A 20,741-nucleotide genomic window follows, 5' to 3' on the forward strand; every position below is an offset into this window, starting at 1 on the left:
AAAGGTACAAAAACCGAGGCGTTGTACTTTTATAAGTTATGAACCATTCTGCTGAGAAACCAAAGGTCCTAAAAAGAAGAAAAGCCACTCCCCACAGCGGCTTTTCTACGAACTCACAACGTCCATCCCACTGTACGTTGTGGTTTATTTTTCGGCACTAATTGAGGCCTGATTGTTTTTATCTGAGGTGTTCCCTTCAAGAGCCGCAATACGCGCCTCCAAAGCTTGATATTGAGCAAGCGATGCTTTTAAGGCGTCATTCTCAGCTTGCAGTTGTGCCACATTTTCTTCTAAGTTGGTCACCTTTTCTTCCAGCTCTTGAATTCCTGCTGTCAGCAGAGGAGTGATTCTTCCGTAGTCTACCATCATGGGATTGGTCTCCGGATCGCTGTCTTCCTCTCCCGATACCGCATATGGGTAAATGGCGTTTAGTTCTTGCGCCAAAAAGCCCATTTCTTGATACCCTCTGTTGGATTTAAACTCATACCAAAGCGGATTGATCTCTGAGATCATACCTAGAGCATCATCCACCTCTTGGAAATTGGTTTTAAGACGCGCATCCGAGGTGGTCACGTATTGCACCCCGATTCCGGATGAGGTTCCTGCAACGCGTCCGGCAACCGTCACACCAACGTTTCTGAAGAATCCGACATAATAGGCTCCAGTGGTTGGTAGCGAAGCGGCTAAGCGTACACTGATCCCATCAGAAGAAACTCCTGTATTGGTATTGTAAAAATCACCCACATAGGTGGTGGTATTGTCGGTCACATCCAATTGGTTGTTCGGACTGGTCATGCCAATTCCTACTTCTCCGCCGTTAAAAAAGGAATCTCCATTACTATTGATCCTGGTGCGCACACTACTGTTGTAAAGGTCTAAGATCCCTGCACCACTGGAATCGTAATAGCGTCCCGTAACGGTTGCGGTAGTGGAGCCGTTTCTCCAATAGGTGTCACCTCCCACATTGACTAAACCGCCTGCAGTGGCTTCAAAAAAACGCGTGCCGCTGGCTGCAACAGCAAAGTCACCCGATGACGTTAAATCGTGAGTCAAATCATAAATGCTGTGATCTACACTGGTGGTTTGCGTGAGTGTTCCGCCCAGACCAACTCCAGAGCTTATTGCCGAAAGCCCATTTGTCGGCGACACAGCACTCGATACATTGACCCAGCTGGCATTACCTGAGCCGTCTGTTTGCATGAGTTGTCCATTCGTTCCGCGAGAGGCCGGAAGCGTATAGGTATTGGAAGTCGTTGTTCCTACGGTGAGATCTCCCAAAAAGTAGCCGGCATGTCCATTAGCAGTTAAAACACTGGAGTATATTCCGTATTCGGTGCCTCCAAAATCACTGCCAATGCTGGTTTGAATTCCGTAGAGGTTATTACTGCCTGTTTCAAATCGAGAAACCTGCGTAGCTACGTTCCCATAAGTGAGATTCGCAGCTATACCTGCTCTAGAACTGAGGGTGTAAGTACTGGTCAAGTTAATATCAATTCCATCTCCGGATTGATTCCCAGAAGTCATATCCAAGAGATCTGCGTTGGTGTTAGGGCCTAATTGAATATCTGCTGATAAGGCGTTGATGCCTAATTTATAATCGCTGCCAGTGGTAGTACCTAGAAGTAAATTTTCAGTAGTTCCATCGGCTGGATAGAGGTAGGAACCGCCGTCTGTAAACTGACTGTCAATAGAACCCCAGCTTATAGTTCCAGAACCGTTGGTTTGAAGTACCTGATTGGCTGTGCCATCTACAGCGGGAAATTCGTAACCGCTTCCTATCGGGTTACTTACTTGCAACGTACCGTTGATCCTAAAATCATTGGTAGCAAAATCGCCCCAAACCAATGGAGAAGAAGTTGCATTGTTATCAATATAGAGTTTGTTGGATCCAGACTCATTAAGTCCGGCGGCATAACCGATAAAGATATTACTGCTCCCGTTTGCATCGCGTCCAGACAGCGCCCCTAGGTAAGTGTTGTTTGACCCTGCCGTGCTGTTCCTTCCTGAATGATATCCAAAATATGTATTTGCACCAGTAGTTGTAATCCTATTGCCTGACTCATGACCGACTGCGGTATTGTTAATACCAGTTGTTACAGTGCCTAGAGTATTGTTTCCAACACCCACATTTGCATTTCCAGAAGTGTTGGTGTCAAGACTGCGATATCCAATTGCTACATTGTCTGCAGCACTTGTAGCAATATCCAAACTTTGTGTGCCAACCGCTGTATTTCTGGATCCGGTAAGACCAGACGAATTTCCTGAAAGAGCTCTATAACCAAGAGCTGTATTGGAAAGGGCTGTCCCATTAATATTATATAAAGCATCAAAACCAACCCCTGTATTGAAGGAGCCTACAGTGTTTTCGAACATAGCACGAGCTCCAACAGCTACGTTTGAGCCTCCGGTCGTGTTGGCATTTAAAGCAGTATAGCCAATTGCTGTATTGTAGGTGGCACTTGTATTATTTTGTAGGGCGCCATTTCCAATTCCCAAATTGTATGATCCGCTACTAATTGCTCTTAAGGCTTGATAGCCTATGGCGATATTGTCAGCTCCAGTAGCAATACTTCTTGCACTTTCGTAGCCTATTGCAATATTTCTGGAGGTTGTAACTCCAATAGAAGCTCCAATAAGTGCATTTCCACCTATTGAAATATTATATGAAGATGTTCCGGCAATATTAAACATTGAATTCCCTCCAATACCAATATTCCAAGCGCCTTCATCATGATAATAGAGTGCACGATTACCAATTGCAACATTTACAGCACCGGTAGTATTAGAAAACATCGATTCTTGGCCTATAGATGTATTGCTGCCGCCGGTGGTATTTGTAGCCAGAGAAGAGTAGCCAATGGCAGTGTTTCGTCTTCCAGAAGTATTTGCTTGAAGACTAGCGAAGCCAACAGCTGCATTGTTAGTCCCAGAAGTCACGGTACTTAAGCTTTGATCACCAATTCCCACATTGTTATTGCCACCATCATCATTGGCGCCAGCTCCGCTCCCTAAAAACAAGGAGGAACCGTCATAAATACCGTCTGAGAGTTCATTGATCTGCCCTGCGCCGTCACCAACGGCTTCCCAAGAGGTGGCGCCGTTGTTCCAGAAGTAAAAGCCCGGAAGGTTACCGCCGTCTGCAGTGGTCAAATAAATGAGCATGCCGTTTTGCGCTGCGCCAGGGTCTGAAGTTGGAAACTGATCAATGCGCGGAATCAAGATTCCATCGGTATTGGCGGGATCTGTTGCATCAGAAGCTGAAATATCTAAACTGGCGTTTGGGGAAACGTTGTTGATTCCTACTTGTCCGTAAATGGAGGAGGCAAATAGAAAAAGGCCTAATAGGCTCAATAGTGGTTTCATATCGACGGTTTTCCTTTGGTTACCGTCAATTGCAAAAGGTTAACATCGAATTTGAAAATAAAAAAAAAGCCGCTCCCCACAGCGGCTTTTCTTCTCAAAACACAATAATGCAATTGCACTATTGTTGACTATTCTTCAGATACAACTGGAGCTTGAGACTTGTTGGATTTATCACCTCCTTCAAGAGCGGCAATTCGCGCTTCAAGCGCTGCATACTGATCCAACTGTTGTTTCAATTGTGCGTTCTCTGCTTCAAGAGCTTGTACCTTTTCATTGAGTTCTTTGATACCAGCCGTTAGCAATGGAGTAATTCGGGCGTAGTCAACCATCATGGGATCTTCGTTGGGGTCACTGCTTTCATCTCCAGTTACAATCTGTGGAAAAACTTCTTTAACCTCCTGAGCAATAAAGCCTAGTTCCTTGAAACCCAGATTGGACTTAAACTCATACCACTGCGGCTCAATATCACTGATTAGATCCAGCGCATTTCCAATGGGCTCAAAATTGGTCTTTAAGCGACGATCAGAAGTCGTTACGAGTTGAACACCTGTGCCGGTTGTTGATCCAGAGATGCGTCCAGAAACTGTGCCGCCTGCTGCTCGAAAGAAACCAACATAATATGCTGAAGCATTAGGACTCGTTGCGTTGAGTCGTACACGTATTCCGTCCGCAAAAGTGCTGGTGCTTGTATTGAAAAAATCCGCTACATAACTTACGGTATTATCAACTACGTCTAATTGTTCATCCGGGTTAGTCATTCCAATTCCAACAGACCCTCCATTGAAGTAAGTGTCTCCTGTTCCTGCTATTTGAGTCCTAAGAGCACCGGCTGCGTAGACGTTTATTAGACCAGTTGAACCCGTGCCTGTCAGTTCAACTAAACGTGTCCCGGTTACATCTGATTGATTGATCTGTAGATCGCCTCCTACACGTGTATTACCCGTATTACTCACGCGGAATTTGGCCGTGCCTTCATCTTGCACCTCAAGGTATCCGGATCCGTCTAGATTATGGATAAAATTATTTGCGCCATAAGTAATGGTTGTTTCCTGGCTTAGAGACCCACCCAATTGGATGTCATCAGAGGATTCGCTCAGGCCATTGCTGGCCGTTGTTGCGTCAGTTAAACTCAAGGTGGACCAACTGAGATTTCCTGCGCCGTCGGTGACCATGACTTGACCATTTGTTCCTCGACTCGCTGGGAAGGTATAATTGTCAGTCCCTGAAGTTCCTATGGAAACATCGCCTAAAAAGTAACCTGCATAACTGCCGCTTTTTAAGGCAGAACTGTAAATACCGTAGTGGGTTCCTCCTGCGGTGCTCGCTATTGTAGCATAATAACCGTATTTGTCTCCTGAGCCTGTGTCGTTGAATTCCGTATAAGCGCCATATCGCAATCCATTACCGCCAGAAGAATCAAAAAGGTTGTGTAACCCATAAAAGGTCCCGTTATGGCTGCCGGTGATGTTGTAATTTTGAACTCCGTAAAAGTCCGTAAAGCTTCCAGCAATCAAGTTTCGGATTCCAGCTCCAGTGGTGGTAGTCCCTTGAAATCTATTGAGAAAACCAACGCTTATTGTCGATGTTGAGTTGCCGAATGAATTGTCAACTCCGTAAAGAAAACCAGAACTCGCTGTCGCGTCCGTATTGCTAAAACTATTTGACAATCCTGAAACAAGACTTTGATTGGTTCGAGTAATTGAATTGACAATCCCATAGGTACTGGTGGTCGATGCGCTCGGAGATGCTTCGTTGATTCTGTTAAAAACACCATATATAAAACCGTTTCCGGTGTTTTCCAGGTCGACAGTACGCGTTGCTGTGGCATCGATGTCGAGTGGATAAGTTACCGTTGAGGTACCTATCCCTACGTTTCCATCGGTAAAAATATCGTCGGATGACGCACTTGGTGCTCCCGTGGTTCCTTCTTCATACCAGTCAGCGTCATCGGTAAAGTCAACCCAACCTAAGCCTCCAGAGCCATTGGTACGCAATACTTGGCCAGTACTGCCGTCAGTACTTGGAAATTCATAGCCAGTTCCCGATGGATTTCCAACTTGGAGTTGGCCGTTGATGCGCAGATCATTGGATAGAAAGTTACCCCAGATCAGAGGATCAGCGGTGGCGGTATTGTCAATAAAAAGTAAATTGGACCCGGTCTCATTAGAACCTGCAGAGTTTCCGATAAATACATTGTTAGAACCAGAGACGTTCAATCCTCCAGCTAGATTACCAACGAAAACATTATTCGAACCTAAATTGGAATATCCGGCAGAGCTACCGAGCATGGTGTTAAAGTTTCCAGTTTCATTTGCGCTTCCCGCTATACTACCCATAAAGGTGTTGTTGTTTCCTGATGTAATATTTCTTCCGGCGAGATATCCATAAGCCATATTGCGCGCTCCTGAGGTTATATCCCTGAGTGCGGATGCACCAGTAGCAACATTAAAGCTTCCAGAAGTTACCGCTTCCATGACGTAGTCTCCAATACCGACGTTCTGTTCTCCCGAGGACAAATTGGCTAAAGCTCGGGATCCGATGGCAACATTTTGATTAGCATCTGTAGAGGTAGAACTGGCGGACAATGCGGAGCGGCCAATGGCAATATTGTATTCCGCATTAACAAGGCCAGAAAGCGCATTGTTTCCTAAAGCAACATTATAGTCTCCGCTAATATTGGCGGTCAATGCCCCGTTTCCAATTCCCACGTTGTCAATACCGTCTATGTTTCCAGCAAGAGCTGTGGTTCCTATAGCGGTATTTTGCCTACCCGTATTGTTTTGGCTCAAACTGGCATATCCGATAGCCGTATTGTCGCTACCCGTAGTATTAGCATCTAAACTAAAAGAACCTACACCAACGTTTTGACTTCCCGTTGAACTGCTTAGACCCGCTTGAAATCCGATCATGGTATTGTCATTCCCAGTAGTATTTGTAGGGAGTGACTGCCTACCTACGGCTGTATTTCCAATACCTGTGGTGTTATTGATCATAGCGAGTGATCCCACAGCGGTATTGGAATTTCCGGAGGTGTTGTTGGAAAGACTAAAGAGTCCAACCCCGACATTAGAATTTGCGCCGTCATCATTTATTCCAGAACTCGCTCCTAAAAATAAAGAAGAGCCATCAGTAATTCCGTCTGTGAGTTCGTTGATCTGTTGAGCGCCGCTACCAGAAATGCTATCCCAAGTTGTAGTGCCGTTATTCCAGAAATAGAATCCGGGAGGGTTGCCACCGTCTGTGGTGGTTAAGTAAACAAGCATGCCGTGTTGTGCAGCTGCTGGGTCTGAAGCCGGAAAGGCATCGATCCGAGGAATCAACAAACCGTCTGTGTTAGCAGGAGTTGCTTGATTACTAGCAGCAATATCTAAACTGGCGCTTGGCGAAAGATTGTTGATCCCAACTTGGGCCTTAAGATTAAGAGCCGATAGGGCAAAAATCACTAGGGGTAAAATTCGTTTCATGCGATTGTGTTTTGAAATTTTTACCGTAGCAAAAGCAGGAGTAGGTAGGGCAAAAAAAGGTGGGGATGACCTTTTCTGAACCCTAAAGTAGTGTGGCTTAACGCCTTGCCCAATAATTTTTAGTGAAGGCTACCGATTTTTTAGTGAAGCTAGCTCAGCAAGTTGAATTTTGTGATTTCAAGACTCGCTAGTGTACCCTGAGCAGGCGCCGGACTGAAGGTCAAGTTGGCCTTGAGCTTTTTGGAAAGGGCTTTCATGAGCTTAATTCCAAAAGAACTTTCTGCTACCTCGTCGGGCATACCTTGTCCGTTATCTTGAAGTTCTAAAACCAAGGAATCGCCTTTTTGGTCAAAGCGCAATTGCATCTCGCTGGTATCCTTAACCTCTGGAAAGGCATGTTTGAGCACATTGGTAATAAGCTCATTGAGGATCAATCCAATGGGAGTGATGGTTTCTATATCGAGCACCATGGGTTTGATGTCTGTCGCGTACTTAATGGGCTTACTTTTAAATTGATGGGATTCAAAAATGTCACGGGTAAGATCTTCAAAATACTCTTTGGTGTTTATGCCCACCAATTGATCTTTGTTGTACAGTTTTTGATGGATCAGCACCATAGAACGCACCCGGTTCTGCGCTTCTTTTATAGCGAGTTGAGCTTCTTTATCCTCTATGTTCTCAGATTGCAAATAGAGCAATGAAGACACAATTTGAAAGCTGTTTTTTACGCGGTGGTGGATTTCTTTGAGTAAGACGTTCTTTTCATCCAAAGTGGTTTCCAAAAGAGATTTTTGACGTGCTAGTATTTTGTTCTTTTGACGGTTCTTGTAAAAGAAATAAAGTACGAGTAGCAATACTACGCCACCTGCCCAAAGTAAGGCAGTCAAAAACTTTTTATTGGCTGCCGTACGCTGCAGCTCCATCTCTTTTTCTTGGGTTTGATATTTGACCTCATAGTCAGCAATCTTAGCGAGAACCTCAGAGTTTCTCAGACTGTCTTCCATCGCTTTTTGGTCCAAAAGGATGTTGTAAGCACCTTCATAATTGTTCATCGCTAAATACACTCGTTGCAACATTTGGCGCTCACTGGTATTCCCGTATAAATAGTTGGCAGCGGTTAGCTTTTCAATAGTGTTGTTTAGATAGGGTAGGGCTCTTTCTGGTTGGCCTGATTTTAAAAATGCTCTGGATATGGCGATGGTACATACAGAAAGTGCATTGTAGTTGGACAGGCTGTCGGAGACGCTAATAATATTCTCCAAATTAGCAATAGCCTCTTCCGAGGAGTCATCGAGCAATACTTGATCTATAGGTAAATGATAATCTGGAGTGTTCAGGGTCTTCTCCTTGTAATAGGCAGAGAGTTGTTCGGTGAAATAGGCCAAACGATCCACGCGGTCTACCTGCTTGTAGAAGTCTACCATCAGAAATAACAAAAACCCTCGCCTTCTGTGGTTGGGAATATCAGCAATAGCGCTCCATGCTTTTTCTAGGTACTCTCCTTGGGCTTCGTAATTGCCCAAAATATGCTCAATATCCGAACGCATACGGTAAACGATCTCATACAGATCCCTAGGAATATCCTGATACTGCGCCAAGATGTTTTCCGCTTGATTGTTGTAAAGCGAAGCAGAATCGACCTTAGCAACGTTGATATAATGCGCAGTTAAGGAAGATAAACAGTCAAAGGTCAACGTGGGATCCCCATAGGATTCAGACATCGCAAGACTTTGCTTGCGTAACTTTAAAGAGGCTGCTACATCTCCTTTACGCAAATAGAAGGGCGCAAAATTCAAGTTGGTGTTGATCATGACCTCTGGTAGATCTGAGATTGAATCCATGATTTGATGCGCTCGTATTGGATCTTTACTGCGGATGTAGGATCGAGATAAATCGTAGGAAGCATCAATAATCTGATCTTTGGGAAGTTCAAGAATACTATCTATTTGCTGCTTTATGATATCTGGGCTTATGGTCTGTGCATGTACTTGCCCGTTAAAAAGCGACAAGAAAATACTCAGGCCTGTGAGTGCCTTGGTGGGGGTATTGATAAATTTCATTTAACGTTGGCTCATCAAAGTTTCAACTTCAGATCGGTTCTTGGCGCTCATGGGTAAATCTTCTTCACCCAATAAAACGCTGTCTTTGGTCACAGCTGTGACCTGATCAATGTTCACCACATAAGAACGGTGAATGCGTACAAACCGATCATCGGTAAGACCTTGCATTTGTTTTTTTAAAGTGTGCGGTAATAAATAGGTCTGCTTTTCGGTTACGATATAGCAATAGTTGTCATAGGCCTTTAAGTACTTGATGCTTTCTTTGGCGAGTTTATGCGTGCGGCCATTAACTCGAATGATCAAGGGTGATGGTGGGGTTTGTTTTTTAAGTTGATGCCAGGCCAATTCTATATTGCTTCTCAATCCAGACTCTGTAAATGGCTTGGCAATAAATCCCAAAGGATGCACCTCTTTGATCCGATCAATAGTATTCGGATCTGTCTGTGAGGTGAGAAATAAGTATGGAATCCTTTGATGATCTAAATGAGCGGCCAGATCAATGCCGTCTTTCTCGCCGTCCAATTGAATGTCCAAAAGTACAAGATCAACCGAATTTTGGGATAAGACCTCTTGAGCACTGTCATAACTGTCGGCGTCACCAATGACCCTATAGCCTTGTTTCTCAAGGGCTGTTTCTATGGTCACTGCGATCAGTGGTTCGTCCTCTACAATTAGAATTTTAATTGACATTGTTGCTAAAACTCGCGTTAAGCTACTGAATCTAATTCGTTTGGGCCTAATTTTTTAGTTAGCGCGGCTGTTTTTTTAGTGAATGAAGAACAAAAATCAAGGGCAAAACAGCAAAAAATAGAAAAGCTGCCATAAATGACAGCTTTTCGCCCCAAATTTGATCGATTACCCGAAGGCATCAACCTACTTATGTAACTCAAAGATAATAAATTATTACGGCTAAACCGTAATAATTTGTGGACTTCTTATTGAAAAACAGGGTTTTACCTCTCTAAAAAGTAGGAAGACGCCGCGGCTGATTTTCTGAGTTTGCATTAAAGTCTGGCTTTAAGCTTCCTTGTTAAAGTAGTCAGACTCAAAGTTTTTATTCTCGGTAGCATTATGCTGAGTAGCCCAAAATCCTTTGTGAATTGCAAAATAGCCAGTTTCTCCTTTTTTGTTCATGGCGATATAGCCCACTTGGAAGTCTTTATAGTTGCTTCCCGGTTTTGAAACAATACGCTTTATTGCCTCTTCACAGGCTTCCTGAGGGGATTTGCCTTGTCGCATAAGCTCTACAATTAAAAAGCTCCCTACAGTTTTAACCACCTCTTCACCTAAACCGGTTGCCACAGCAGCTCCCACCTCATTGTCCACAAAGAGTCCGGAGCCAATGATTGGACTGTCTCCCACACGGCCTTGCATTTTATAGGCTAAGCCGCTGGTGGTGCATCCTCCAGCAAGTGTTCCATCTTTATCCATGACCAACATGCCAATGGTGTCGTGGTTTTCAATATTAATAATGGGTTTATACTGAGAGGTCTCTTTCCATTTTTCCCAAGCTGCACGAGACTCTTGAGTGAGCAGATCTTCCGCTTCTAAACCAATAGCTCTGGCGTGCATTTCTGCGCCTTGTCCAGCGAGCATTACGTGCGGCGTGTCTTCCATGACGGAACGCGCTACTGTAATAGCATGGGTAGTGTTTTTAAGATAAACCACAGATCCGCAGTTTCCCGTATGATCCATGATACAAGCATCTAAAGTCACATTACCATCCCGATCTGGCAGACCCCCTTTACCCACAGAGGAGTTTTTAACATCAGCTTCTTCTACTTTGCAACCGGCCTCAACGGCATCCAATGCAGAGTTTCCAGCAGCTAGACTTTCCCATGCAGCCTTGGTTGCATTATTGACATTCCAAGTGGCTAAAACTAGCGGTCCTCCAGGACCAGTCTCATCGGTTGGGGCTTCTTGTGGGTTCTCAGCACAGCTCATTGCTGCTGCTGGAATACCGAGAGCCAAACTGCCTAAAGAAGTATTCTTTAAAAAGGTTCTGCGTTTCATGGTTGTGGTTTATTCAATTACTATTTCGTCTACAAAGATCCAAGCCTTGCCGTTGTATGGAGCACCGAGGTGCCATGCAGGCAAATCTCCAAGGTTTTTGGCCACGATCTTTACGTATCGCGCGCTGTATCCATTCATGCTAAAGGCTGCGGGAGCGATTTCGCTATCGTCATCTCGAGTTGCTGAATCAAATTTTACCGGTGGAAGGTTTTTATTAAAGCTATTGGGGTTGTCAGAGACATAACATTCCACCTGGGTAGGTAAAAAGATCCAACTGCCTTGGTCTTGCAAAAAGCCTACTTTGATCGAATCAATGGCTTTAACACTACCCAGATCAACAATGGCAATAACGTCTTGATCTTGGTAGCCTTGCCAGGCTCCAGTACGGAAGTCTTCACTGCCTCTAATGCCGTCAATTAAGGCGTCATTACCGCCAGCATTGTATTGATTGGCAAATTCAGATTCTAACTTGATGCTTCGGCTAGGATCTACTTTATAGAAAGGTGTTCTTAGCACAGGGCTTTCTTGTCCGTTGAGGTTTGCATAGGTTTCTAAAACGACATCTTCACTAACTGTAAAAGGGGTGCTATACTCAGCAAAATCCGCCTCATTGAGTCGATAAAAGATTACTGCATCGGCATTGATATTCTGCAAGCTAACTTCTGTTTGATTTTTAAAGGCGATATCTCCTGCGGAGATAAACGGAGGTGTAACCACCAATTGATCTTCAATTCTCGCTGTTGGGAGCTGCTCGTCAGCAGTGCCCCAAGTTCCCGGTTGTGGCCCCATATCAAATTCGATCCATCCCCCGTCAGTCAACTCCTCATGCCACAAATAGGAACGCTCTAAAGGCTTTCCGTTCAATCGAACTGCTTGGATATAAGGACTGTCGTGAGAGAAATTATTGGCAATCACTGTAAAGCTTTTACCGCTTTCCAAATTGATGGTCGCTTTTTCCATAAGCGGTGTCCCAATGATGTACTGATTGCTCGCCGGAGTAACCGGATAGAATCCCAAAGCGCTAAACACATACCAAGCGCTCATCTGTCCGCAGTCCTCATTACCCGAAATTCCATCTGGAGTATTGGTGTAAAGGGTAGTGCCAATTTGCTGAACGTATTTCTGAGTTTTCTCTGGTTTGCCCACAAAGTTGTATAGGTAGGCCATGTGATGACTCGGTTCATTCCCATGAGCATATTGCCCAATTAAGCCTGTAATGTCCGCCTGATCACGCCCCGAAGTTTCCGTTTTGGCCGTGAAAAGCTGATCCAAATGGGCTTCAAAGGCCTGCGGGCCGCCCATAAGATCAATCAAGCCATTAATATCTTGTGGAACATACAAACTGTACTGCCAGGCATTGGCCTCCGTATAATTGAAATTGACCTCATAAGGATCAAAAGGAGTGAACCATTGATTTCTGAATCGGCCTTGCATAAATCCAGTCTCTGGATTGAACACGTTTTTGTAATTCTGAGCTCTGCGGATGTAATTATTGTAGTCCTCTCTTTCCCCCATTTCTTGAGCCATTTGTGCAATGGTCCAGTCATCATAAGCGTATTCTAGCGTTTTGGACACAGATTCACTCTCTTGCTCCATAGGGACATAGCCAAACTCTTTGTAGCCTTCAAGGCCCAAATGATCACGTGTAGCACTGTGTTTCATAGCTTCCAATGCCAGATCGGTGTCGTAATCGCGCAATCCTTTCATATAGGCGTCTGCAATGACAGGAATGCCGTGATAGCCAATCATACAACCTGTATAATTGGCGCTGAGATCCCAAATTGGAATTATCCCCCCTTCTTGGTATTTGGCGAGCATGGTCTTCACAAAGTCGTTGGTGCGCTCTTGTTCAATTATCGTGTAAAGCGGATGCGCAGCACGGTAGGTATCCCACAAGGAGAAAACCGTATAATAGTTGAAATCGGCTTGATGAACCTCTAAATCCATCCCGCGATAACGGCCGTCCACATCTTGGTACAAATTAGGGGCAAGCATGCTGTGATAAATGGAAGTGTAAAAATTGAAAAGTGCTTCTTCATTTTGGTTTTCAACCACTATCTTTTGCAGTTGTGCTTCCCATTTTTCTTCTGCTCGAGCGCGGAGTTGGTCAAAGGTCAGTTCACCTACTTCGGCCTCGGCGTTGGCTTTTGCACCTTCCTCATCAACGGCAGATATTCCCACGGTCACATAAAGCGGTTCTTCATCATTCTTGTCAAACTCTAAGGCCGCTTTGCGCTTTTTCAATCCATTTCTCAAAAAAGTTGATTGCTTGACTGGCTTGGAGAATTTAATGTAGAAGAATAGACGCTGATCTGTAGCCCAGGCTTCAGAGAATCGGTACCCACTGAACTCGGTCGTGGAGGTTTGCTCCATATCAAATTCCAAGAGTTTGTCTCTGTGGTCCAGATCAATGACTATAAACTGTCGTACGCCTTTGTCAAACTCATATTTGTGCATTCCGGCGCGTTCACTGGTGGTGAGGCTTACAGTAACCTTAGTGTCATCCAGTCTGACCTGATAAAACCCTGGTGTAGCGATCTCATTCTCATGAGAGAATTTAGAACCATAACCAGCCAAACCGTTAGCACCATTATTGAAGTTCAAAGAATTAGTAGGAGACAAAAGAAGGTCTCCATAGTCACTAACCCCGGTCCCACTGAGGTGGGTATGGGAGAAGCCGTAGATATAATCATCAGAATAGTGGTAGCCACTACAACCGTCCCAGCCATCTAAGCGCGTGTCTGGGCTGAGCTGCATCATTCCAAAGGGCAAGGTAGCTCCTGGGTAAGTATGTCCATGGCCGCCAGTTCCAATAAATGGATTGACGTAGGAAATTAATTTTTTCGCTTGTTTAGCAGGGGCTGGACCTTGAGGTGAGCAGCCTACAATGAAGGCTAGCAGGAAGTATCCAAGCAGTGATCGGTACATGCGGTAGTTTTGCACGTGAAGTTACGAAAACCGTTAAAAAAAAGTAAAGCCTTTTAACAAGGGCCTCAAAGCCAGTATCTTTGTTTTTATGAATATAGGATGGATCATCTTTATCGCCATTTATCTGGCGGTTGACGTATATACTTTTCAAGCCATTAAAACGGTAACCAGCAACCGCTGGATTCACATTGCGTACTTCGGCGTTTCTCTTATCATCTTAGGACTTTTTATTTATCAGATCTCCGCAATGTCCGGAAATCGAGTAATGACACCTCTTAGAATGTACAGTTTTGGGACGTTCATTGCGGTCTTTATGCCCAAACTCTTTGTTTTGGTGATTGTCTTACTAGGAGAAGATCTGGTGCGTATCACGGTAGGTTTGTATTCTAAATTCGGAAGTCATGAAGGCAGTTTCTATATGCCTTCTAGGCGGAAGTTTATCAGCACGATAGCTCTAGGTGCGGCTGCCATTCCCTTTGGGGCCTTGCTCTATGGAATGTTTAAAGGTCGATATAATTATCAGGTCTTGAAGTATGAAATGACCTTTGAAGACCTGCCAGATGCCTTTGATGGTTATACAATTACTCAGATCAGTGATATTCATTCGGGAAGCTTTAGTAATGCAGAGAAAGTGCAATACGCCGTAGACCTGGTCAATGAACAAAATAGTGATGTTATTCTCTTTACGGGGGACTTGGTCAATGATCTCGCGGCAGAGATGCGTCCGTGGAAAAAAGTATTCAGTACACTAACAGCTAAAGATGGTGTCTATTCCGTTTTGGGTAACCACGATTATGGAGATTACTACAACTGGCCCAATGCAGAGGATAAAAAGAAGAACTTGGAAGAGCTCAAAAACATCCAAGCAGAAATGGGCTGGGACCTACTATTGAACGAACACCGTTTCTTGGAGCGCGACGGTCAACGCTTGGCGCTTATTGGTGTGGAGAACTGGGGTAAAGGCGGATTCAAAAAGGCTGGAGATCTTCAAAAGGCAGTAGCTGCGGTTGGCGCTGACGATTTTAAGATCTTGATGAGTCACGATCCTTCGCATTGGCGCGCAGAGGTTATACCGCATGAGAATCACTTCCACCTAACCCTAAGCGGGCACACCCACGGAATGCAGTTTGGTATTGAGATCCCTGGATGGGTCCGTTGGTCTCCTGTCAAGTGGCGTTATGACGAATGGGCGGGCATCTATGAAGAGGCCGGGCAGTTCATCAATGTGAACCGCGGATTTGGATATATTGGCTATCCGGGGCGCGTTGGAATCTGGCCAGAAGTCTCTGTGATAACCCTTAAAAAAGGGCCTAGAACAGCATAGTTGCCCTAAAACACTATATTTGTAGTATTGATCACCAATCTCATACGGGAATCATATGTCAAAATTTGGAGAATTAATAGAAGCCGACATTCCTGTACTCCTCGATTTTTATACCGAATGGAACGAGCCGTCTACGGCTATGCATCCGGTGCTGCGCGATGTTGCAGCTGCTTTAGGCGATAAGGCCAGAGTGATCAAGATCGACGTGGACAAGAACAAGGAATTGGCTGACGCCCTGCGCGTTAAAGGCCTCCCAACCTTGATGATTTACAAGAACGGCGAAATGAAATGGCGTCAAAGCGGTGAGCAAGACGCAAATACTTTGATCGGACTGGTTAAGGAATACATTTAAACGCAAATCCCCGCTCACTAAACTCTTTTAAAACTGCTGGTAGGGCCACTTGGAGCCTCGGAGCCGCTTTTAGGCTATCGTGAAATACAACGATACTGCCTGCTTTTGCGTGTTTAATAACATTTTCCTTACACTTTTCTGGGGAAAGTTGAAGATCAAAATCCGCAGAGAGAACATCCCACATCACAATTTTGTAGCCTTTCTTTTGAAGTGCCTTGGATTGATTGGAACGCAGCTGACCGTAGGGAGGTCTGAACAATTTGCTTATTTCAGTAACATCGCTCGTTGCTTCCATGAGATTTTGGCAGCTTTCAGTTTCTCTGAGATAATCGAGCAATGGAGTTTTCCAACCTTTTACATGATGCATGGTGTGATTGGCCACTCGGTGTCCTTCTTGGATAAGTTCCCTGTAGATCTCTGGATGTTTGCGCACATTGTCTCCAATACAAAAAAAGGTTGCTTTGGCGTTAAATTGCCTCAAAGTTTCTAATACCCATGGAGTGATCTCAGGGATCGGACCGTCATCAAAGGTCAAATAAATGACTTTCTCTGAGCTGTCTAAACGCCAAAGGCGCTTCGGATAAAGCATCTGAAGCACCTTTGGAGATTTGACTGTATATTTCATGTATTTATTCTGCGCCGTCCAAGCCTGTGCTGTCCAGACCTGTAGTATCTGCTGGCATTAGCAATGGATCTTCATCATTATTGAAATCAAGATCGTCCGTGTCATCATCAAACAAGCCTTGACGTATATAAAGCGCTTTGAATTTCTCCAGATAGGAGTTGAAGGTGATGAATTCCTGTTCAATAAAGTCTTCATCCTCGCCTGGAACATTCAATTGATATACCAAGGCGCGGTAACGTTCTACATCTGTGAGAATTTCAGAAACCAATCGGTCTTGCTCTCTTGGGCTGAATTGATCAAAGAAGATCAGCTTTTCCTGATATTTCTGAGAAACCTCTTTAAAGATCTCACGGGCCTTTTCATTCTCACCTATGGCGTAATACGCTCTGATGTATGGATCCAACATGGTGTAGAATCCAAACTTCTCGACAGGCATTTTTTCCATGGCCAGATCAAGAACCGCCTTGGCCATATCATTCTTGCCTTCCACAATTAGGCTGTCTGCCAAACGTGAAATGTTTGAACGATACGTCAATGCATTTCTTCGAGTTTCAGGATCGTGATAGATGTCTTCACTACCGCTGTTACCCCAATCCCATTTGGTGACAATACCATACATCTTATCAGTATCTATACGTCCCATTTCATAAGGATTCTCTGGGTCACGCGGTGTTTTGATAGGAACCAGTTTGTAGGTCACCCCATCCAACTGTAGATAGTCTTTCATCCACAGATAATCGTCATCACCAAAACTACCACCGGTAAAGTAAATAGGACGTTCCCAGTTGTTGTTGGCAATGATATCTAGCATCAACAAACGGTTTTTATAAAGCACATCACCGTTGAGTTTAATGTCGATATAAGGAACGATCAGGTCTGCATCCTCAGGGTCTACAATACCGTTGCGCAATACCGTCTCTTTGTCAACTGGAATACGGATCATCTTAGAAGGGAAGGTGCTTATCTTTTGATTGTTGTCTGGTAAGGTCACCATGGTACGCGGATCATCAGATACAATCCAATTCAACCATTCTTTGATGTTCACAGGCTCGTCCGTTACTTCTTGAGCAAAGACAAAATCACGAGTACCTGTGCGGTATTGAGCGTGCGTCATTTGTGAAGGAATAGGCGCACTGGTGTAGGCGGCCTTCTTCATATCGTCTATATACCAATCCGTTTGGAAAAGACTCGTATTTACCGTTCGTATATCCTGCCTGTAACCTTCTATCCCTTGGGCGTACCAAAGGGCAAAGGTGTCATTATCACCAATGGTGAACAGTATGGCATTCTCATCACAGGAATCCAGATACATCTTAGCCATAGAGTTGGCCGTATAACGGTTCGAGCGGTCGTGATCATCCCAGTTTTGAGAGATCAGTAGGGCAGGAGCGGCCAACATTCCAATGACCACCACTAGCGGAGCCACCACGCGTGGTGTGCTGTATTCTTTGATGAGGTCAAATAAGGCGTAAACTCCAAATCCAATCCAAATGGCGAACATATAAAAAGAACCAACCAAGGCGTAGTCGCGTTCACGAGGCTCAAAAGGTCTTTCGTTCAGGTATACTTTAAGGGCGATTCCCGTAAAGAGGAAGAACACCAAGAGCACCCAGAAGTACTTCGGATTTTTGCTAGCAATAAAGAAGATCCCTAAGAGTCCAAGCAATAGCGGGAGGAAGAAATAAGTGTTTCTTCCTTTGTTGTTCACAGCATCACTAGGTAAGTTGTCTTGTGGCCCAAGGCGCCATTCGTCTAAGAACTTTATACCGCTGATCCAGTTTCCGTTCAAGACGGTTCCTTGGCCTTGAATGTCGTTTTGTCGGCCGGCAAAATTCCACATGAAATAGCGGCCGTACATATAACCAAACTGGTAGGAGAACATGAATTTTATGTTGTCACTAAAACTCGGTTTTTCAATATCAATAACACTGGCAAACTCTTTGAGGAAGCGGTGGTAGCCTTCTGCATCTACATAACCCAATCGGTAGGCTTCTTTAAACTGAGCAACTTCTTGACGGATGACCTCTTCACTGAGGTATTCGCGTTTAATGCTAAAATCAAGTCCGTCTGTATAGGCCAAATAGTTGGCGCTATGTTCTATACTCCACATCCGCGGGAAGATCGCTTTTTGACGATCGTCCGTATTTTGCTTGGCAAGTTTGTAATTGTTTACAATCTCGTAGCGGCCCAATTCTTCGTTCTTTTCGTATTTGGGCTTGTCGTCTACATAAGGGGTAATAGGATCTAAGCCCACATAGTCTTCAGAGAATTGTGGTCCATAGAACAGGTGTGTTTCCGGGTATTGCTCGCGGTTGTAATAGGCTAATAGCTCGCGGGCGTTGTTCGGGTTGTTTTCGTTAATTACTGTCCCGGCATTGGCGCGAATGGGCAGCATCAACCAGCTGGAGAATCCAACAAAAATAAAGAGCACACAAAGCGCCAAAGTATTGAGCTTGGCATAGCCTTTTTTGCGCGTGAACTTAAGAACGTAGTAAAAGATCCCGATATAAAGTAGGCCTGCAATGATGGTTCCGGAGTTGAATGGCAATCCGATTTGATTGACAAAAAAGATCTCAAAACCACTAAAGAGCTTCATACTCAAAGGCAAGAGCAACTTAAAAATGAAAAGCAGTATAGCCACTACCACCACATTGGCCACAATGAAATTCTTAACTGTGATCTTTTTGGTGTTTTTGAAGTAGTATAAGAAACCAATGGCAGGAATAGTAAGAAGTCCCATAAAGTGAACTCCAAAGGAAAGCCCCACAATCAGTGAAATGAGTATGACCCAACGGTCTCCGCCGGGAGTGTTCATTTCACGTTCCCAACGCAATCCGCAGTAAAACAGCACGGCCAGAATCATGTTGGCCATGGCATAAACCTCGGCTTCCACAGCATTGAACCAAAAGCTATCGGTAAAAGCAAAGGCAAGTGAACCAACAGCGGCGCTACCTAAAACAGCAATGGAGGTTCCGCTATCACTAAGTTTTTCTTTCCCAATCACATTGACCAATAACATGGTCAAAGACCAGAACATAAAGCCAATGGTAAAGGCGCTTGCAAAGGCAGACATCAGGTTAATGGTGTATGCAATATTGGCCGGTTCCATGGCAAACCAAGAAAAGAAGGCCCCTAACATTTGATAAAGCGGTGCCCCGGGAGGGTGACCGATCTCTAAATTAGAAGCTGTAGTAATGTATTCTCCGGCATCCCAGAAACTGGCAGTGGGTTCTAAGGTCAAGATGTAAACGATAAGTGAAACGCCAAAAACGCCCCAGCCCAACAATAGATTCCATTTTTTAAAAGCTGCCTCTTGCATAAACCTGTGGTTTTAAACTCCCAGCGAAGGTAATAATATTTATACTCTTGGGAATATTTACCCTAACGTTTCACACCAACTTTAGCGTATCTTTAAGAGGCTAAATTTTCCAGATTTTGTTTGTAGAAGACAAAAGTTGTCTTAAATTTGCGCACTCATTATGGAATTGGCCCATGGTGTAACTGGCAACACGTCTGATTTTGGTTCAGAAGAGTCTAGGTTCGAGCCCTAGTGGGCCAACATATTACGAAAGCCTTCAAGTTTTGACTTGAAGGCTTTTTTCATTTTCGATACTAGGGCTCTCACCCCCGCCCCTCAAATCAAAACACCCGCTCCGCGATCTGTCGGATGTTATCGCTTTTACCCATGGAGTAATAATGCAGCACTGGGACTCCGTGATCGAGTAGCTCTTTGCTTTGGGCACTGCACCACTCAATCCCCAATTGTCGCACAGCAGCGTTGTCTTTGCATTTTATGGCCTCTTTGATCAGCGCCTCAGGCAGGTCTACATGAAAGCGATGTGGGATGAGATTGAGTTGTTTTTTAGTGGCCAAAGGTTTTAATCCCGGAATAATGGGCACCTCAATTCCGGCCGCTCGGCAGCGTTTTACAAAATCAAAATACTTCTCATTGTCAAAAAACATCTGAGTCACTATGTACTGGGCTCCGGCTTCTACCTTTTTCTTTAAAAAGTGCAGATCGCTTTCCAAATTTGGGGCTTCCATATGCTTTTCCGGGTAACCCGCCACGCCGATACAAAAATCTGTACAGGCAGAATTCTGGAGTTCCACGTCCAAATAAGACCCATGATTGAGCTGATCAATCTGTTTGACCAAATCAACCGCATAGGTATGTCCGTCTTTTTCTGGAGAAAAGTAGGTCTCATTTTTTACAGCATCGCCGCGCAAAGCGACCACATTGTCAATTTCTAAAAAGTCCAGATCTATCAAAAAGTTCTCCGTGTCTTCTTTGGTAAAGCCGCCGCAGAGAATGTGCGGAATTGCATCTACTTGATATTTGTTCTGTATTGCGGCACAAATCCCCACGGTTCCGGGGCGCTTTTTCACCACTTGCCGCTTGAGAAGTCCATCTTCCAATGGGATATAAATGTATTCTTCCCGATGGTAGGTCACGTCAATAAACGGAGGTTTAAACTCCATCAAAGGGTCAATGCTCTCAAAGATCGCATCTATACTTTGCCCTTTCAATGGCGGTAAAATTTCAAAGGTGAATTGAGGGTTCCCTGCTGCTTTAGTTATATGGTCAGTTACTTTCATGTTCTATTTTTTGTTT

11 protein-coding genes and 1 tRNA gene are annotated in these 20,741 nt (G+C 44.5%); 3 read left to right on the forward strand and 9 right to left on the reverse strand.

All coding sequences use genetic code 11. The features are described 5' to 3' along the window. Nucleotides 1–144 precede the first annotated feature (144 nt). The 6 genes from ACSLP7_RS04330 to ACSLP7_RS04355 all read right to left on the reverse strand — a co-directional run bounded on the left by ACSLP7_RS04330 (nucleotide 145) and on the right by ACSLP7_RS04355 (nucleotide 13,828). Nucleotides 145–3,363, reverse strand: a complete 3,219-nt coding sequence (locus tag ACSLP7_RS04330) for a tail fiber domain-containing protein (protein WP_435578181.1) — start codon at nucleotides 3,361–3,363, stop codon at nucleotides 145–147. Nucleotides 3,364–3,491: 128 nt separating this feature from the next. Continuing rightward, entirely contained in the window at nucleotides 3,492–6,827 is a 3,336-nt protein-coding gene (locus ACSLP7_RS04335) for a tail fiber domain-containing protein (RefSeq protein ID WP_435578182.1), read from the reverse strand. A 149-nt stretch (nucleotides 6,828–6,976) separates the two neighbouring features. Continuing rightward, nucleotides 6,977–8,887: a sensor histidine kinase gene (locus ACSLP7_RS04340; protein WP_435578183.1), complete on the reverse strand. Its 1,911-nt coding sequence runs from the start codon at nucleotides 8,885–8,887 to the stop codon at nucleotides 6,977–6,979. After that, nucleotides 8,888–9,577 (reverse strand): LytR/AlgR family response regulator transcription factor, encoded by a 690-nt coding sequence (locus ACSLP7_RS04345; protein WP_435578184.1) that lies wholly within the window; start codon nucleotides 9,575–9,577, stop codon nucleotides 8,888–8,890. Nucleotides 9,578–9,904: 327 nt separating this feature from the next. After that, nucleotides 9,905–10,900, reverse strand: a complete 996-nt coding sequence (locus tag ACSLP7_RS04350; protein WP_435578185.1) for an isoaspartyl peptidase/L-asparaginase family protein — start codon at nucleotides 10,898–10,900, stop codon at nucleotides 9,905–9,907. A gap of 9 nt (nucleotides 10,901–10,909) precedes the next feature. Beyond that, the gene (locus ACSLP7_RS04355; protein WP_435578186.1) at nucleotides 10,910–13,828 is read right to left on the reverse strand and encodes a GH92 family glycosyl hydrolase; all 2,919 of its coding nucleotides are present in this window, start codon (nucleotides 13,826–13,828) and stop codon (nucleotides 10,910–10,912) included. Nucleotides 13,829–13,916: 88 nt separating this feature from the next. Here ACSLP7_RS04355 and ACSLP7_RS04360 point away from each other — a divergent pair, with 88 nt between their 5' ends. Both ACSLP7_RS04360 and ACSLP7_RS04365 read left to right on the forward strand, forming a co-directional pair. Beyond that, nucleotides 13,917–15,152 carry a metallophosphoesterase gene (locus ACSLP7_RS04360; protein WP_435578187.1) on the forward strand — a complete coding sequence of 412 codons (1,236 nt, stop codon included), beginning with the start codon at nucleotides 13,917–13,919 and terminating at the stop codon, nucleotides 15,150–15,152. Nucleotides 15,153–15,207: 55 nt separating this feature from the next. Further along, nucleotides 15,208–15,504 (forward strand): thioredoxin family protein, encoded by a 297-nt coding sequence (locus ACSLP7_RS04365; RefSeq protein ID WP_087523466.1) that lies wholly within the window; start codon nucleotides 15,208–15,210, stop codon nucleotides 15,502–15,504. On the opposite strand, the gene ACSLP7_RS04370 is transcribed toward ACSLP7_RS04365, so the two are convergent. Both ACSLP7_RS04370 and ACSLP7_RS04375 read right to left on the reverse strand, forming a co-directional pair. Beyond that, nucleotides 15,488–16,129, reverse strand: coding sequence for a polysaccharide deacetylase family protein (locus ACSLP7_RS04370; RefSeq protein ID WP_435578188.1), 642 nt, complete (start codon nucleotides 16,127–16,129; stop codon nucleotides 15,488–15,490). The genes ACSLP7_RS04365 and ACSLP7_RS04370 overlap by 17 nt on opposite strands. 4 nt (nucleotides 16,130–16,133) lie before the next feature. Continuing rightward, the gene (locus ACSLP7_RS04375; RefSeq protein ID WP_435578189.1) at nucleotides 16,134–19,448 is read right to left on the reverse strand and encodes a glycosyltransferase family 117 protein; all 3,315 of its coding nucleotides are present in this window, start codon (nucleotides 19,446–19,448) and stop codon (nucleotides 16,134–16,136) included. Nucleotides 19,449–19,615: 167 nt separating this feature from the next. On the opposite strand from ACSLP7_RS04375, the gene ACSLP7_RS04380 reads away from it, so the two are divergent. Further along, nucleotides 19,616–19,688, forward strand: a tRNA-Gln gene (locus tag ACSLP7_RS04380). 80 nt (nucleotides 19,689–19,768) lie between these two features. Here the strand turns inward: ACSLP7_RS04380 and metF are convergent. Further along, a complete protein-coding gene (metF, locus tag ACSLP7_RS04385; protein WP_435578190.1) occupies nucleotides 19,769–20,725 on the reverse strand; it encodes a methylenetetrahydrofolate reductase [NAD(P)H] in 957 nt (318 codons plus the stop codon). Nucleotides 20,726–20,741: the final 16 nt, after the last annotated feature.

The sequence above is a fragment of the Gilvibacter sp. genome, from assembly GCF_965601605.1.
Lineage (GTDB): Bacteria > Bacteroidota > Bacteroidia > Flavobacteriales > Flavobacteriaceae > Gilvibacter.